The 15,849-nt window shown below is 37.6% G+C and carries 16 protein-coding genes; 11 read left to right on the top strand and 5 right to left on the bottom strand.

The genetic code is table 11. The annotated features are described in order from the left end of the window. Positions 1-172 precede the first annotated feature (172 nt). Positions 173-661, top strand: a complete 489-nt coding sequence (locus ASG21_RS02845; protein WP_056075601.1) for an SRPBCC domain-containing protein — start codon at positions 173-175, stop codon at positions 659-661. Positions 662-762: 101 nt separating this feature from the next. On the opposite strand, the gene ASG21_RS02840 is transcribed toward ASG21_RS02845, so the two are convergent. From ASG21_RS02840 to ASG21_RS02825, 4 genes are all read right to left on the bottom strand, one after another. Then, positions 763-1,107 carry a hypothetical protein gene (locus ASG21_RS02840; protein ID WP_056075599.1) on the bottom strand — a complete coding sequence of 115 codons (345 nt, stop codon included), beginning with the start codon at positions 1,105-1,107 and terminating at the stop codon, positions 763-765. 1 nt (position 1,108) lies between these two features. Beyond that, a complete protein-coding gene (locus tag ASG21_RS02835; RefSeq protein ID WP_056075596.1) occupies positions 1,109-3,151 on the bottom strand; it encodes a S9 family peptidase in 2,043 nt (680 codons plus the stop codon). A 127-nt stretch (positions 3,152-3,278) separates the two neighbouring features. Further along, positions 3,279-4,019: a uroporphyrinogen-III synthase gene (locus ASG21_RS02830; RefSeq protein WP_056075593.1), complete on the bottom strand. Its 741-nt coding sequence runs from the start codon at positions 4,017-4,019 to the stop codon at positions 3,279-3,281. A 12-nt stretch (positions 4,020-4,031) separates the two neighbouring features. After that, complete coding sequence (locus tag ASG21_RS02825; protein ID WP_241773442.1) at positions 4,032-4,700, bottom strand: DUF4271 domain-containing protein; 669 nt, start codon at positions 4,698-4,700, stop codon at positions 4,032-4,034. Positions 4,701-4,776: 76 nt separating this feature from the next. Between ASG21_RS02825 and ASG21_RS02820 the strand changes: the two genes are divergently transcribed. The 4 genes from ASG21_RS02820 (at position 4,777) to ASG21_RS02805 (ending at position 8,256) form a co-directional block, all read left to right on the top strand. Further along, a complete protein-coding gene (locus ASG21_RS02820; protein ID WP_056075587.1) occupies positions 4,777-5,493 on the top strand; it encodes a polyprenol monophosphomannose synthase in 717 nt (238 codons plus the stop codon). 83 nt (positions 5,494-5,576) lie between these two features. Beyond that, complete coding sequence (locus ASG21_RS02815; protein WP_056075584.1) at positions 5,577-5,945, top strand: DUF4296 domain-containing protein; 369 nt, start codon at positions 5,577-5,579, stop codon at positions 5,943-5,945. A gap of 55 nt (positions 5,946-6,000) precedes the next feature. Then, complete coding sequence (tgt, locus tag ASG21_RS02810; protein ID WP_056075581.1) at positions 6,001-7,131, top strand: tRNA guanosine(34) transglycosylase Tgt; 1,131 nt, start codon at positions 6,001-6,003, stop codon at positions 7,129-7,131. Positions 7,132-7,146: 15 nt separating this feature from the next. Next, positions 7,147-8,256, top strand: coding sequence for an LptF/LptG family permease (locus tag ASG21_RS02805; protein WP_056076532.1), 1,110 nt, complete (start codon positions 7,147-7,149; stop codon positions 8,254-8,256). On the opposite strand, the gene ASG21_RS02800 is transcribed toward ASG21_RS02805, so the two are convergent. Continuing rightward, positions 8,250-8,963 (bottom strand): biotin--[acetyl-CoA-carboxylase] ligase, encoded by a 714-nt coding sequence (locus tag ASG21_RS02800; RefSeq protein ID WP_056075578.1) that lies wholly within the window; start codon positions 8,961-8,963, stop codon positions 8,250-8,252. The two genes, ASG21_RS02805 and ASG21_RS02800, sit on opposite strands and share 7 nt — an antisense overlap. 87 nt (positions 8,964-9,050) lie before the next feature. On the opposite strand from ASG21_RS02800, the gene rsfS reads away from it, so the two are divergent. The 6 genes from rsfS (at position 9,051) to ASG21_RS02770 (ending at position 15,360) form a co-directional block, all read left to right on the top strand. Beyond that, positions 9,051-9,419 carry a ribosome silencing factor gene (rsfS, locus tag ASG21_RS02795; protein ID WP_056075575.1) on the top strand — a complete coding sequence of 123 codons (369 nt, stop codon included), beginning with the start codon at positions 9,051-9,053 and terminating at the stop codon, positions 9,417-9,419. 17 nt (positions 9,420-9,436) lie between these two features. Continuing rightward, the gene (ftsH, locus tag ASG21_RS02790; protein ID WP_056075572.1) at positions 9,437-11,449 is read left to right on the top strand and encodes an ATP-dependent zinc metalloprotease FtsH; all 2,013 of its coding nucleotides are present in this window, start codon (positions 9,437-9,439) and stop codon (positions 11,447-11,449) included. 134 nt (positions 11,450-11,583) lie between these two features. Next, a complete protein-coding gene (locus ASG21_RS02785; protein ID WP_056075569.1) occupies positions 11,584-12,162 on the top strand; it encodes an LUD domain-containing protein in 579 nt (192 codons plus the stop codon). A gap of 24 nt (positions 12,163-12,186) precedes the next feature. Then, positions 12,187-13,059 (top strand): phosphatidate cytidylyltransferase, encoded by an 873-nt coding sequence (locus tag ASG21_RS02780; protein ID WP_056075566.1) that lies wholly within the window; start codon positions 12,187-12,189, stop codon positions 13,057-13,059. 56 nt (positions 13,060-13,115) lie between these two features. Beyond that, positions 13,116-13,769, top strand: coding sequence for a phosphatidylserine decarboxylase family protein (locus ASG21_RS02775; protein WP_056075564.1), 654 nt, complete (start codon positions 13,116-13,118; stop codon positions 13,767-13,769). 262 nt (positions 13,770-14,031) lie between these two features. After that, complete coding sequence (locus ASG21_RS02770) at positions 14,032-15,360, top strand: peptide-N-glycosidase F-related protein (RefSeq protein ID WP_056075561.1); 1,329 nt, start codon at positions 14,032-14,034, stop codon at positions 15,358-15,360. The last annotated feature ends 489 nt before the right edge of the window (positions 15,361-15,849 follow it).

Below are 15,849 nucleotides of genomic sequence, written 5' to 3'. Positions count from 1 at the left end.
AGAATGTTAAAAGTAAACATTTTAAGACTTTATAAACAAAATACAAGCCATTATATTGTATAATTTATCTTAAAATTATAAGTTTTAACATTTAATTATAAATCTGAGATTAAAATAAGATTAAAAAGTGGTAAGAAAGTTGGTGTTTATTCTCAGTTAAAAAATTAAAACGATGAGTACTGATATTATTTTTAATAAAGATTTTGACGAGAAAACAGTGTATGTATCAAAAATCTACGATGCCGACGTCAAAACCGTGTGGAATCATTTTACCAAAAGTGAATTACTGGATCTCTGGTGGGCACCAAAACCATGGAAATGTGAAACGAAAAGTCAGGAGTTTAGAGAAGGAGGAATATGGCTGTACTCGATGGTAGGCCCTGAGGGTGAAAGGCATTATTCGCAGGTAAAGTACGGTGAGATAACAGAAAACCGGAGCTTCGATGGTGTGGATTCTTTCTGCGATGAAAATGGAAATCTGAACCCTGATTTTCCGGAAGCGAAATGGCTCATCGGTTTTACGGGAGTGGAAGAAGGTACGAAAGTGACCGTCAACATTCATTTTCCCTCAGAAGAAGATATGAAAAAACAGGTAGAAATGGGTTTTGAGGAAGGATTTAAAACAGGATTAAATCAGCTCGAAGAAATTCTTTCAATTTAGAAATTTAAAAATGAGATAATTTGAAAATAAAAAATGGAGCGTAATTTTTACCCTCCATTTTTTTTGCCTGCGAAATTTTCAAATTAAAACAATATCAAATTTCAAATCAACTCCTCATCCTGAAAATACTGAATGATCGCTTTTTTCATTAAAAGCTGCTGTTCATTGGCTCTCAGTTCAGGAAGAGGCTCCAACTCCTCCCAGTGTGGATATCCGTCGTCATCGTAATGCGAAAATTTATAGTATCCAAAAGGTTCCAGCAATCTGCAGACTGCAATATGAATGAGATTTACTTTGTCATCCTTCGTATATTTCTGCTGTCCGCTTCCCAGTTCCTGCAAACCAATAAGAAATAAGTAAGTTTCTATGGGCGCATCTTTTTCGGTATCAAAAGTTTCTACAAAAAACTGCTGTATTTTACCCCAATATTCTGCTTCGTTCACCATCTTATCTGTTTTCTAATTTTAAAATAAAAGCATATTCCAGTGCATCTTCTTTAAGTGACTCAAATCTTCCGCTTGCGCCGCCGTGGCCTGCACTCATATCTGTTTTGAAGACCAGAATATTTTCATCGGTCTTTAACTCTCTTAATTTCGCTGTCCATTTCGCAGGTTCCCAGTACTGAACCTGAGAATCGTGAAAACCTGTGGTAATCAACATATTCGGATAAGATTTAGCTTCCACATTATCGTATGGCGAATAGTCTTTCATATAATGATAATACTCTTCATCATTAGGATTTCCCCATTCATCATATTCTCCTGTGGTTAAAGGTATTGTTTCATCCAACATTGTGCTGACAACATCTACAAAAGGCACCTGCGCAACGATACCATTGAATAAAGCTGGCTCATAGTTTACTACCGCTCCCACCAGCAAACCGCCGGCGCTTCCGCCCATAGCGTATAAATGTTTTGAAGATGTATAATTTTCATGAATTAAATGCTTCGCAGCATCGATAAAATCGAAAAATGTGTTTTTTTTCTCCAGCATCTTCCCTTCTTCATACCACTCTCTTCCTAAATATTCTCCTCCTCGAATGTGGGCGATGGCATAAATAAATCCACGATCCAGAATCGATAATCTTACATTAGAAAAACTAGCGTCTACGGTGTGCCCATAGCTTCCGTAACCATATAAAAGCAACGGTGTATCGGCAGACTTTTTCGTGTCTTTATGATAAACCAAAGAAATCGGAACTTCCGCTTCTCCGTCCCTGGAAGCTGCCCAGATTCTCTCGGAAATATAATTTTCAGGATTAAATTTCCCTCCCAAAACCTCCTGTTGCTTCAGAAGCACAGTGGTTTTTTCCTTCATATTATATTCATAAGTCGAACCTGGCTGAGTAAGAGAAGTATAACCATAACGTAAAACTTCCGTTTCAAATTCAAGATTGGTTCCGATGTACGCGGTATAAGTTGGATCTGAAAACGGCAGATAATAAGATTCCTGAGTCTTTTCGTCAATAATTTTAATCTGTAAAAGCCCTTCTTCACGCTCTTCAATGACAAGATAGTTTTTAAAAATCTCAAAACCTTCAAGCAAAACTTCCGGACGGTGCGGAATGACATCAACCCAGTTATCCATGCTGCAATTGTTAATTTTGGTCTTTACAATTTTAAAATTGGTTGAATCATCTGCATTGGTAATGATGTAAAATTCATCTTCATAATGCTCTACTGAATATTCCAGATCATCGATTCTTGGCTGAATAATAATCCAGTCTGCAAAAACGTCATTTGAAGGTATGAATCTGTGCTCATCTGAAATTGTGCTTGAACTCGCGATGAAAATGTATTCTAGAGATTTAGTTTTAAAAACATTCACATCAAAAGTTTCATCTTCCTCATGAAAAATCAACACGTCTTCTGAAGAATCAGTTCCCAATTCATGTCTGTAAACCTGAAATGCTCTTAAACTGTCATCTTTTCTGGTGTAGAAAACATGCTCGTTGTCATTTGCCCACACAGCTTTTCCGGTTGTATTTTCTATTGTGTCTGCAAGAATTTCACCTGTTTTTAAATTTTTAAAATTAATGGTATAAATCCTTCTGCTTACACTGTCTGTTGAAAAAGAAGCCAACTCATTATCCGGAGAAACCGCAACGCTTCCTACTTCAAAATAATCATGACCTTCTGCTAAAACATTGACATCCAGAAGAATTTCCTCGGGATTTTCTAAACTCTGATATTTTCTGCAGAAAATAGGATATTCTTTTCCCTCTTCATAGCGTACGATATACCAATACCCGTTGAACAGATATGGTAAAGACTCATCGTCTTTTTTATAGCGCGCCTTCATTTCTTCGAAAAGCTCTTCCTGAAACGCTTCTGTATCTTTCATCACAAAATCTGCGTAGGCATTTTCTTCTTCAAGATATTGTACAACTTCGGGATTTTCTCTTTCGTTCATCCAGAAATAGTTATCTACCCTTCGGTCACCATGTATTTCCAGTATTTTTTCTATTTTTTTTGCCTGTGGAGCTTTCATTCTGATTTTTTAAATGTGATTTAATATGAAAAATCTTCAATATTAAATTTCGTTCAAATTTAATTAAAAAAAAGCCATCTTTCTTTTGCTTGAAAGACGGCTGTGGTATTTTTTAAGACTTCGCTTTTTACTTGTGAAGCGCTTTAATATATTTTTCGAGAGCCATCGTCATCGATGGGTTTTCTTTTGTAGGAGCCATAAGATCCACTTTCAAACCTGCTTCTTCGGCAGCCGCTGAAGTGGTTGGTCCAAAAACGCCGATTTTCGTTTCGCCCTGTACAAAATCCGGGAAATTCTGCTGAAGAGATTTTATCCCTTGCGGACTGAAGAAAATCAACATATCGTAATTCTTGATGTTGATATCGGTAAGGTCACTGCAAACAGTTCTGTACATTACAGCTCTTGTCCAGTCGATATTGGCTGCATCTAAAGTTTTAGGAATTTCCGGGCCCAAAACATCTGATGAAGGCAAAAGATACTTTTCTGAAGGAAATTTCTTGAAAAGTGGTGCAAGATCTGCGAAATTCTTTTCACCAAAACTGATTTTTCTCTTTCTGTAAACAATATGTTTCTGAAGATAGTTGGCAATTGCCTCAGACTGGCAGATGTAACGCATTGTATCAGGTACACTGAATCTTAATTCTTCAGCTAATCTGAAATAATGATCAATTGCATTTTTACTGGTGAAAATAATCCCCGTATACTGAGTAAGATCAATCTTTTGGGTTCTTAATTCTTTGTTATCTACTCCTGCGACATGAATAAAAGGACGGAAATCAATCTTAATCTTTTCCTTTTTCGCAATTTCTAAATACGGAGAAGACTCGCTGGGCGCTGGTTGGGATACCAAAATAGACTTTATTCTCATCTTGTAGTTTTATTAGAAAAATAAAAGTTTCCATAGCATCAAAAGAGGTGCTATTTGGAGGGTGCAAATATACAAAAATTTATAATACCATTTCTGCGGAAGTATATTATTTTTATGAAACATATAAAACAACACCTTGAAAATGAACACTAAAGAAAATGATACCACATAAATTTCAAACATCTTATTCTTCTCTACGGGATAATAGTAATGCCCGATACACAGCATCATCAGAAGGATGCTGATCACAAACTGCATTTTGGTGGAAGTAAAATAAAAAATATTCCACTTTTTACCGTCTCCGATACTGTGGTAGAAAAGAAAACTCAAACTTGTTCTTGCAAAATAAAAAAGAGAAACTACAGCCAGAGTATATCCGAATTTATTTAAATGATACCCGAAAATCTGATTTTCAGTGATCAGTCTTGGGATTACCGGAACGTATTGGGATATTAAAGCCGACATTACAAATACAAAAACCACCGAAGTAATGATCCAGTTCGGAAGATTATTGCTGGAGTCGAAATATTTCTGAAAAAGAAAATCTTTCAGATTAGCCTCCCTTTCAATTACATTCATCATAAATATATACAGAAAGATGCAGCCGATCAATATAAAAATCACCCAATCATTATTCTCAGGAATTCTTACAGGGTCGTTAAATGTCTTTGATAGTGGCAAAGGATATTTTTTTGCAAAATTATAGATTATTTTGTATAAAATAGAAAGTCTAAAAAAACTATCTTTGCAAACTGAAATGAAAAAACTCGTTATCATCCCAACATACAACGAAAAGGAAAATATTGAAAAGATAATTTCCGCTGTTTTTGCGTTGGAAGATGAGTTTCATGTTTTGGTGGTAGACGATTCCTCACCAGATGGCACCGCTGATATTGTAAAAGAATTGCAGAAAAAATTTCCTCACACACTTCATATATCTGTCAGAAAAGTGAAGGACGGTTTGGGAAAAGCCTACATTCACGGTTTTAAATGGGCAATCCAGAATCAGTACGACTATATTTTTGAGATGGATGCCGATTTCTCTCATAATCCTGAAGATTTGCCTAAACTTTTCGAAGCCTGCAAATATGCAGATATGGCCATCGGTTCACGCTATTCCAAAGGGGTAAATGTGGTGAACTGGCCGATGGGAAGAGTGCTTCTGTCTTACTTTGCATCAAAATACGTACGTTTCGTTTTAGGTTTGCCAATTCATGATACGACAGCTGGATTTGTATGTTTTTCAAGAAAAGTTTTGGAAGATATCGGTTTGGATAACGTAAAACTGAAAGGATATGGCTTTCAGATCGAAATGAAATTCAGAACTTTGAAGAAAGGTTTTAAAATTGTTGAAGTTCCTATTATCTTCACCAACAGAATTCTGGGAGAAAGTAAAATGAATGGCGGAATCATTCATGAGGCCGTTTTCGGAGTTTTAAATTTAAAATGGAAATCCATCATCGGCAGATTATGAAATTGCCATGACAAAACCTGTTTCACAAACACGACTGAAGATATGGCAATAACATGTGACCATCAAAAAAATTAAATCTACACATGAAAAAAATATTTTGTTTTTTAATTTTTCTCATTCTCTTTTCATGTAAAGAATATCTCGACAGGCCTAAAAACCTGATCGACAAAGACACGATGGCAGAAGTGATGGCAGAGATGGCAATCAACGATCAGGTAAGTTTTATGTATCAGGGGAAAAATCTTGAGAGCGGAACCCGCTTCATCCTTAAAAATTACAATATAAAAGCTGATGATTTTGTGGAAAGCTACAAATATTATGTAGTCAGCCAAAAAATGAAAGGCATTGTAGAAGACGCACAGAAAATCTTACTTGAAAAAGATCCGAAAGCTGAAAAACATGTACAGGATAAACTCAAATCCAATCAGAACGTCCCTTCTTTCGCAAGATGATTTCACGAAATTTCACATTTCATTCTTCAAAATTATTTAGATTTAAAAAATATAAATGAGTTTCTTTAGTATAGAAAAAACCTCTCAGGGAAAAGCAAGAGCAGGCGAACTGAATACCGCACACGGAAAGGTTCAGACTCCTATTTTTATGCCGGTTGGAACTGTTGCCAGCGTAAAAACAGTGCATCAGAGAGAATTAAAAGAAGATATAAAAGCACAGATCATCCTCGGAAATACCTATCACCTTTATCTCCGCCCGGGAATGGAAGTGATGCAGGAAGCCGGTGGTCTACACAAATTTATGAACTGGGATCTTCCTATTCTTACGGATTCAGGTGGATTTCAGGTTTTTTCGCTTTCGGGGACAAGAAAAATGTCGGAGGAAGGCGTAAAATTCAAATCTCACATTGACGGAAGCGTTCATCTGTTCACTCCCGAAAAATCTATGGAGATCCAGAGACAGATCGGAGCAGATATTTTTATGGCTTTCGACGAATGCGTCGCATATCCGGAAGAATACAATCAGGTGAAACAATCGATGGAAATGACGCACCGCTGGCTGAAAAGATGCATGGACTGGAATGAAAAAAATCCCGAACTGTACGGTCATAAACAGACATTTTTCCCTATCGTTCAGGGTTCAACATTTTCTGATTTAAGAAAAATTTCTGCGGAAGTGATTTCAGAAGCCGGAGCTGAAGGAAATGCCATCGGCGGACTTTCCGTTGGCGAGCCGGAAGAAGAAATGTACAGAATTACCGATGAGGTAACCGATATTTTACCGAAAGAAAAACCGAGATACCTGATGGGCGTCGGCACACCATGGAATATTCTGGAATCTATCGGTTTGGGAATTGACATGATGGACTGCGTAATGCCAACCAGAAATGCCAGAAACGCAATGCTTTTCACGTGGCAAGGCGTTATGAATATGAAAAACGAAAAGTGGAAGAAAGATTTTTCTCCGCTGGACGAGTTTGGGACAAGTTTTGTTGATCGTGAGTATTCTAAAGCTTACGTGAGACATCTATTTGTTTCAAAAGAATATCTTGCAAAGCAGATTGCATCTGTTCACAACCTTGCGTTTTATCTGGATTTAGTAAAAGTCGCGAGAGAACATATTTTAGCAGGAGATTTCTATGAGTGGAAAAATTCTGTAATGCCTGTTTTAAGACAAAGACTTTAAAAATTATAATTGATGCTGAAAATTGTAGACAGATATATCGTCAGAAAATACCTTGGGACATTCAGTTTCATGCTTATTTTGCTGTCTATAGTTGTTTTGGTAATTGATGTTCAGCAAAAAATTCCAAGAATTGAAAACGCGACGGCAATTGATCCGAAACTGAATCTCACCTATTTTCTGATTCATTTTTACCCGTTCTGGATCATCAATCTTGTGGTGACATTCCTTGCAATCCTCGTTTTTATCTCAGTAATTTATTTTACTTCAAGGATGGCCAACAACACAGAAATTGTTGCCATCATCAGCAGTGGAGCAAGTTTCCACAGGTTTGCAAAGCCTTATCTTCTCACCTCTTTATTCATTGCACTTATATCGCTTACGGTAAATCATCTCGTTTTACCTTGGGCCAATATGAAGAAAAATGAGCTGGAAGCATACACCTATAATGCCGCAAAAAAAGATAAAATCCTGGGTACAGCTCCGGTTTCAGCGCAGTTGAGTCAAACCGAATATATTTTCGTGAATTCCTGGAATAAGAAAGACAACCGCGGCTATGGCTTTGCCTATCAAAAATTCGATAAAAACAGGAAACTTCTTTATGAACTGAAATCCAACGACGTGCTTTGGGACGTCAAAAAGAAACAGTTTGTACTGAACAATTACATGGAGAAAACCATCCACAAAAACGACACTCAGAAACTCGCCAATGGCTATGAAATAAGAAAAAATTATGGGCAGGCTCCCGAAGAACTTTTCCCGAATCAGCTTTTGGGACAAAATAAACCTACGCCGGAACTTTTAGATTTCATCAACCGTGAAAAGCAAAAAGGAAACAGCAACTTAAATTCCCATTTAAACGAGCTTCATCAAAGGACTTCGATGCCGGTGGCTATTGTTCTGCTTACGTTTTTAGCGTTGTCCTTAGCTTCACAAAAGAAAAGAGGTGGTTTGGGAATCAACCTTGCTATCGGGATTTCTCTGGCATTCGTTTTTGTATTTTCATTTGAGGCCTTAAAGGTCGTTTCAGAAAACAAAGCCATTTCTCCGGCACTGGCGATGTGGCTGCCTAATATTGCTTTTTTCCCGGTGACCCTTTATCTGTATTTAAAACGCGCAAATCAGTAAAGAAGTTTTATTTCTTTGTGATAAAAAGTCTTCATTCCTTCTTCAAATTCAATATGAATCTCACCATTTTCATCGGCAGAACGGATGATGCCATTTTGTCTGAATCCATCTTTTTCAAAAACTGAAATTTCATCTTTTTTAAAAAGATTTTCATTAAATCTTTTTAAAATTTCAACCTCAGAAGGAATAGATCTCAGATTTTGAGTTATAAAAACATGGAAATCCTCAGCAAATTTCTTAAGCTCAAACTGAACCGTGGTTTGCGTCAGAAGTGAACCTGCATTGGAAATCTCATCAAATTTCTCCTGCAAAACATTGATCCCGATCCCGATTATAAAATATTGATTTTCATTAATTTTCTTTTTTTCCAGAAGAATACCGGAAACTTTTTTGTTGTGAAGGATGATATCGTTCGGCCACTTTATTTTCACTGCCTGATCAGTCAGTTTGGCAATAAACTCCCGAACCAGAACTGCGGTATAATAATTGAATAAAAAATGAGAGACTTTCACAGACTCACAATCAACTGCAAGACTGTAAGCCAGATTTTTTCCGGCCACCGATTCCCAGAGATTTCCATACTGCCCGCGACCTTTCGTTTGATTAAAAGTGTGCACGGCAATAAAATTTGAATCAGGATAAAGTAAAAACGAAGCTACTTCGTCATTAGTAGAAGAGCAATGATCGAGATAAATGAGGTCGTCCATTTAAGAAAAATTTATGACTAATTGGACGGCTAAAGTAAGTCTAAAGTAAAAGAAAAACAATAAATTTGCAGATTATAGTATTTTTTAATGAGCAACACGACAGAAAAACAACAATTAATAGATAAAATAGTAGAAGCTATTCAGGATGTGAAAGGAGAAGATGTAATGATCTTTGACCTCACAAAAATCGAGAATTCGGTAGCGGAAACTTTTATTATATGCAGCGGAAATTCCAACACTCAGGTATCGGCTTTAGCAGGATCAATCGAGAAAAAAGTTCGTAACGACCTCCAAGACAGACCTTGGCACGTGGAAGGTACAGAAAACGCAATGTGGGTTTTGGTGGACTACGTAAGCGTAGTAGTACATATTTTCCAGAAAGAAACCCGTGAATATTACGATATCGAAGAACTTTGGGGAGACGCTGTGATTACCAGAGTTGAAAACGCAATCTAAATTTTTAAAAGCAATAAATGAATAATAAAGGATTTAACTGGTTTTTTCCTATAGCCATTATCGCGCTTTTGCTGTTCTTTGCTTCCAATTTTTTATCGGAAGGAAACAGCAAAACCATCAACGAAGACACGTTCTTCAGAGAGATGCAGGCAGGGAAAGTTCAGAAAGTTGAAATTAACAAACAGACTGAAAAGGCTGATGTATTTTTAACCAAAGAAGCAAAAACACAGACGGTAGAAAAGAAAGACAACAACCCATTCTCAAGCCCTTTGGGAATGTCTGCAAAACCGGATTATGTTGTAAAATATGGAGATTTAAAGCTGTTCCTTGAGAAATTTGACGCGTTAAAAGGTCAGAATCCAGCATTAAAAACCACTAAGGATTACGCTGAAGGAGAGAGCCCGTTTGCGGGAATTCTGATCAACGTTTTGATTTGGGTAACTGTTTTAGGTTTATTTTACTTCATTCTTTTCAGAAAGATGGGTGGCGGAGGCGGCCCTGGCGGACAGATTTTCTCTATTGGGAAATCAAGAGCCAAGCTTTTTGACGAGAAAGAAAAAATTCAGACTACATTTAAAGATGTGGCAGGTCTTGAAGGAGCCAAAGAAGAAGTACAGGAAGTGGTAGATTTCCTTAAAAATTCTGAAAAGTACACAAAACTGGGAGGTAAAATTCCTAAAGGTGTTCTTTTGGTTGGCCCTCCGGGAACCGGTAAAACATTATTGGCAAAAGCCGTTGCAGGTGAAGCCAAAGTGCCTTTCTTCTCACTTTCCGGTTCAGATTTCGTGGAAATGTTTGTAGGAGTTGGTGCATCAAGAGTAAGAGACCTTTTTGCTCAGGCGAAAGCCAAATCTCCGGCGATTATCTTCATTGATGAGATTGATGCCATCGGTAGAGCAAGAGGTAAAAACAACTTCTCCGGCGGAAACGACGAAAGAGAGAATACACTGAATCAGCTTTTAACTGAAATGGATGGTTTTGGAACAGACGTGAACGTTATCGTAATGGCTGCAACCAACAGAGCTGATATTTTAGACAAAGCTTTAATGAGAGCAGGACGTTTTGACCGTTCGGTTTATGTAGATCTTCCTGAACTGCACGAAAGAAAAGAGATTTTTGATGTGCATTTAAGTAAAATAAAACTGGATGAAAATGTAGACCGTGAATTTCTTGCCAAGCAGACCCCTGGTTTCAGTGGAGCAGATATTGCAAATGTTTGTAATGAAGCCGCGCTGATCGCAGCAAGAAACAGCCACACTTCAGTTACAAAACAGGATTTCCTGGATGCTGTAGACAGAATTATTGGAGGTCTTGAGAAGAAAAACATGGCCATCAAGCCATCTGAAAAAAGAAGAGTAGCTTATCACGAAGCCGGTCACGCAACGATCTCTTGGTTAGTAGAACACGCTTCACCGCTTTTAAAAGTAACCATTGTTCCGAGAGGAAGATCTTTGGGTGCTGCATGGTATCTACCTGAAGAAAGACAGTTAACAACAACTGAGCAGATGCTTGATGAAATGTGTGCTACACTTGGAGGAAGAGCTGCAGAGCAGGTAATATTCAACAATATTTCTACAGGTGCACTTTCTGACCTTGAAACAGTAACGAAAAGAGCTCAGGCAATGGTAACCATCTACGGATTGAGCCCGAATATCGGTAATATTTCTTACTACGACAGCACAGGTCAGTCTGAATACAGTTTTGGGAAACCATATTCTGAGCAGACAGCAAGCAAAATTGACCACGAGATAAAATCAATTATCGAAAATCAATATGACAGAGCTGTACAGATTCTTACTGACAATAAAGACAAACTGGACGCTTTGGCCAACAAACTTCTGGAAAAAGAAGTGATTTTCAGAGAAGATCTTGAGGATGTTTTCGGAAAAAGAGCGTGGGATCCGGAACTGACTGAGAAACCAGTAACGAATACCATCGCAAATGCGAAAGAGCCTTCAGAAGAAATTCTGATCAAAGATAAAGAGGAAGACAGTGAAACTCAGGCACCTGAAAGCCCGACACAGCTGTAAGATTCTTTTAAATAAATTTTATGAAAACCCGGCAGTTCAAAACTGCTGGGTTTTTTAACATTTATGCGTATATTTCTCATTAGTTCTATATTAATTTTTTACTTTTGTACTAAGTTGACTAAAAATAAATTAAGTTGAGTTTATTCAAGAAAATTGTAAGCAAACTTACCAATCAGCCTGAAAATGATGAAAAGCAGAGTTTGGAAAAACTTGGAGATTCGCTGAAAAACGCAGATCTCGATTACAAGTTTGCACAGCTTTTCACTCACTCGGGTGGATTTTTCAATTATTGCGCAGACGAAGCCGAAGCATTACAGACTCTTAATCAGATTGTGAAGATTGAGGGAGTCAACAATATTTTCTGTTGTGACAAAGACCTTCAAAATTTCCTCAATGTAGTAAAGACCAACTTTACTCCGGAATTACAGCATGCCAACGATGCCGCTTTTATTACCTGCGAATACCTGATTGCTTTCGATGGCAGAATCATGCTTTCTGCAAACAACATCCTTCATTATCATTCTTCCAAACTTCCGGAGAAAATCATCATCATGGCCAATGTATCACAGATCGTGAGCAATCTGAATGACGCCATGGGAAAAATCAAAAGAAACGGAAACATAAAAAACCTCACCTCCATCAGCGGCGGTCAGAATAAACTGGATGCAACCGCTCCAAACAATAAACTTTTCCTGCTTCTTCTGGAAGACTAAGCAGAACTGTAAACTCAGAAAATTTTGGACAAAAACCTTATTCAGAGAACCCTCTCGGGTATTATTTATATCGCAATCATTATTTTGTGTACCACGCCTTTCGGTGCACAGCTCATCAACAGCATTTCTCCTGAACTTGTAAAGCAACATTATCTGTACTACGGTTTAATTACTTTACTTTTAACTGTCGGAACCTGGGAATGCATTAAAATCATGAAATTTGGAAACGGCTACGAAAAGTGGATTGTCTTTCCTGTAGTCGCTGTTATCTATTATATCTTTTCTAAAAGATATTTTCAGCACGGCTTTTATTTCGATTTCCGTATTCAGGATATTCTTGCTGTTGCAGCAGTAGGAATTGCAGCCTTAACCCTGTTTAAATTTGCAACCGAACTGTATATTGACAGCGGGAAACTGATCTTTACCGTTATCTACGTTGCGTTACCATTTTCCCTTGCACTCGGACTTCCCAAATATTCTGTTTACGAGCAGACTTTTTCGCTGGAAGTGATCTTTCTCTTTATCCTCATCTGGAGCAGTGATACCTTTGCATACATCGCAGGAAGGCTTTTCGGAAAACATAAAATGGCTCCCAAAATATCACCAAAGAAAACATGGGAAGGATACATCGGAGGAGTGGTTTTAACTTTGATACTCTCCTATTTCGTTGAGCAGTATCAGCCGGAATTGAGAGGAAACTGGATGGTTGTCGGTTTTCTGGTGGCTCTTTTTGCTCCGCTCGGGGATTTGGTTGAAAGCCAGCTTAAAAGAACATTCGGCGTGAAAGACAGCGGAAATATCATCCCCGGTCATGGAGGAGTATTAGACAGACTCGACAGTTTTTTAATCTGCGCGCCTGTTGTATATTTGTACTTTATTATTGAAAAATTTATTTAAAACTAAACCTTCGCCACTGAGCTTACAACGCCTGGCGATTTTTTAAAAATCTGAATATGAAATTACATAAGGAATCCAAAGGCACAATCGCAGTAGCCAGTATCTTATTTATTGCTGTGGCGAGTGTTTCGATATACTTTCTTGAAATGTGGTCTTTGATGATCATCGTACCTCTTCTGATTATTTACGGACTGGTATTTTGGTTTTTCAGAGTTCCAAACCGTGATATTCAGGATCATGTAGAAAATGTGATCGCCCCTGTGGACGGCAAAGTGGTAATGATCAAAGAAGTGGTAGAAACAGAGTTTATCAAAGAAGCTTCCATTCAGATTTCTATATTTATGTCACCTCTGAATGTACACATCTGCCGTTTCCCGGTTTCAGGAAATGTAATTTATAAGAAATACCATCCGGGGAAATATCTTGTTGCATGGCACGAAAAGTCTTCAACGGAAAACGAAAGAACAACCGTTGCCGTGGAAAGTTTAACAAAACATAAAGTGGTTTTCAGACAGATTGCAGGATATGTTGCGAGAAGAATTGTTTTCTACTGTAACGAAGGCGATTCCGCAAAAGCTGGTCATGAATTTGGTTTCATTAAATTCGGTTCAAGAATGGATATTTTCCTTCCTTTAGACACTGAAATCATCTGCAAAATCGGTGACAAAACGAAAGGAGGAATTGATGTGATTGCGAAGATGAGAGATTAGGGAATAAATGATAATTGATGATTGATAAATTATTCAATTTATATAAATAGAATCAGGGTCTACAGGCTCTGATTTTTTTTGCTTTACAGTTGGTTAAAGTTTTATTTAAATATAATTCAAACTTAGGTTCAAACTATATGATTATTAATTATAAAATATTTTTGAAAATATATTGCTATTTTAATACTCATTCAATACTTAATGTAACAATTATTTCATTTAAAATCGTAGTTTTGATTTCAAATCAAAAATCTGATAATTAATGAAAAAACTTCTACTCGCTTTTCTGGCCTTCGCCGGAATTTCTCAAACCCATGCTCAAACCACAATCAATGTCTTCTCATCTATTGTTTTTTATGATGGTTACGCTGCAAATGTTTCCAACGCGGTTCCTGCCAATACCATCCGTCTTGCCAATTACAGATACGCCCGAAAACTTTCAGATACAGAACTGAATACTTTCCAGAATAAAATTCAGATGAACGTAAGCATCGGTGCACTCTGCGATAATTACGACAGAATCGGGGGCGTTCATATTGCTTTCGTCCCGAAAAATCAGGCTACCTATACCCTGAGCGATACGGGAGTAAAACGTTTTGAAATCGGGAGATACATCACTCCCTTTATGAACAAAAACATTTCCCCGACTTCCGTTCCGTACACTTACGAAGTCGATAATCTCTATACTGTTTTCAGCGATCTTAATTTGAGAGCTGCCTATGATATTTATGTGGAACTCGACGTTTTTGGTGTTCCATACGCTGCCAATACTCAGGTTGCCGGGTGTGCCAACAGGAACGACGTGTTCGCAGGAACGCTCAACTTCGTGACATCCAACAATCCTTCCACCATAAATACCTACAACAATATTCTTCCTCTGCTGGATTCTAATGAACTCAACAATTACAACAATACAGACCAGCCAGGGCAAACGGTAAGACTGGTTAATTTTAACCTCAACCAAGCTACTAATAATGCTAAGTTTTTCATTATCACTTCGCCTCACGGTGCCGGCAATAATGGAGAAGAATATATCAGAAGACAGAATTTTGTTTCACTTGATAACGCACAGGTGCTCACCTTCACTCCGGGCGGTAAATCATGCGAACCTTACAGACAGTACAACACGCAGGGGAATGGCATCTATGGAACAAGCGTACAGTCCACAGCCTGGTGGACAAGCTGGAACAACTGGTGCCCGGGAGATGCTGTGCCGATCAGAAGTTTTACCACTCCTACCCTTTCTGCGGGAAGTCATACTTTGAAATATGAAGTTCCCACCGCTGTTTTCTACGGACAGGACGGCAGAATTGTGCTTTCAATTTATATGCAAAGTACCAATCAGATATTATCTGTAAAAGAAGTTTCTACAGTGGATGTTTCAATCTATCCCAATCCAACGGCCGATTATGTGAACATTAAATCTGAAAAGAAAGTGAAAAATATTTCCATCTATTCTTTAGACGGAAGAAAACTGAATGAAACAGGAGATTCCAAAGTCGATCTTACATCCTATTCTTCAGGAACATACTTGCTGGATATTTCTTTAGAAGGAGGAACGCAGTTTAAGCATAAGGTGATCAGGAAGTAAATGCGTGATGATGGATGTCAGTCGCTGGGTGCTGGCTGAGGAGGCGATTGATGTTTATGCTATGTTCCGACAAAACAAAACAAAAAAATCAGAGTTTTGAGGCTCTGATTTTTTTATGCTTTTTCATATGGTTTGTATTAATGTGTAAGGATTTTTGCTGACACCAATAAATCAAATGTAAAAAATTTTTACTGAGGTTGAGGAAAAATTTTAATTAAAGAAAAAAATTTGAGCACCCGTAATGGCTATAATTCTTAAAATCACTTAAGTGGGGAAATTTTACTCTTTTTATTAATTGAAATTTGCTGCTGCTGATTATTTACTTATTTTTAATGCATTATAGTTTGGATTGACGCAATGCGTCAATCCAGCGGCTTTGCGCAATGCGTGAAGATGAAAGTTACAGGCAATTTTAGACCGACAACAAACACTTAAACAGTATATGGGATTAGATATGCGACCAATGGGGAAACCCAAACCAGGATTTGA

The organism is Chryseobacterium sp. Leaf394 (assembly GCF_001424105.1).
Lineage (GTDB): Bacteria > Bacteroidota > Bacteroidia > Flavobacteriales > Weeksellaceae > Chryseobacterium.
This window is presented reverse-complemented; position numbering and strand designations above follow the sequence as displayed.

Coding starts and splice junctions, on each gene's coding strand:
- ASG21_RS02800 (WP_056075578.1), bottom strand. CDS start 8,963: ATGGACGACCTCATTTATCTCGATCATTGCTCTTCTACTAATGACGAA.
- tgt (WP_056075581.1), top strand. CDS start 6,001: ATGAGTTTCTTTAGTATAGAAAAAACCTCTCAGGGAAAAGCAAGAGCA.
- ftsH (WP_056075572.1), top strand. CDS start 9,437: ATGAATAATAAAGGATTTAACTGGTTTTTTCCTATAGCCATTATCGCG.
- ASG21_RS02815 (WP_056075584.1), top strand. CDS start 5,577: ATGAAAAAAATATTTTGTTTTTTAATTTTTCTCATTCTCTTTTCATGT.
- ASG21_RS02770 (WP_056075561.1), top strand. CDS start 14,032: ATGAAAAAACTTCTACTCGCTTTTCTGGCCTTCGCCGGAATTTCTCAA.
- ASG21_RS02835 (WP_056075596.1), bottom strand. CDS start 3,151: ATGAAAGCTCCACAGGCAAAAAAAATAGAAAAAATACTGGAAATACAT.
- rsfS (WP_056075575.1), top strand. CDS start 9,051: ATGAGCAACACGACAGAAAAACAACAATTAATAGATAAAATAGTAGAA.
- ASG21_RS02820 (WP_056075587.1), top strand. CDS start 4,777: ATGAAAAAACTCGTTATCATCCCAACATACAACGAAAAGGAAAATATT.
- ASG21_RS02775 (WP_056075564.1), top strand. CDS start 13,116: ATGAAATTACATAAGGAATCCAAAGGCACAATCGCAGTAGCCAGTATC.
- ASG21_RS02840 (WP_056075599.1), bottom strand. CDS start 1,107: ATGGTGAACGAAGCAGAATATTGGGGTAAAATACAGCAGTTTTTTGTA.
- ASG21_RS02845 (WP_056075601.1), top strand. CDS start 173: ATGAGTACTGATATTATTTTTAATAAAGATTTTGACGAGAAAACAGTG.
- ASG21_RS02830 (WP_056075593.1), bottom strand. CDS start 4,019: ATGAGAATAAAGTCTATTTTGGTATCCCAACCAGCGCCCAGCGAGTCT.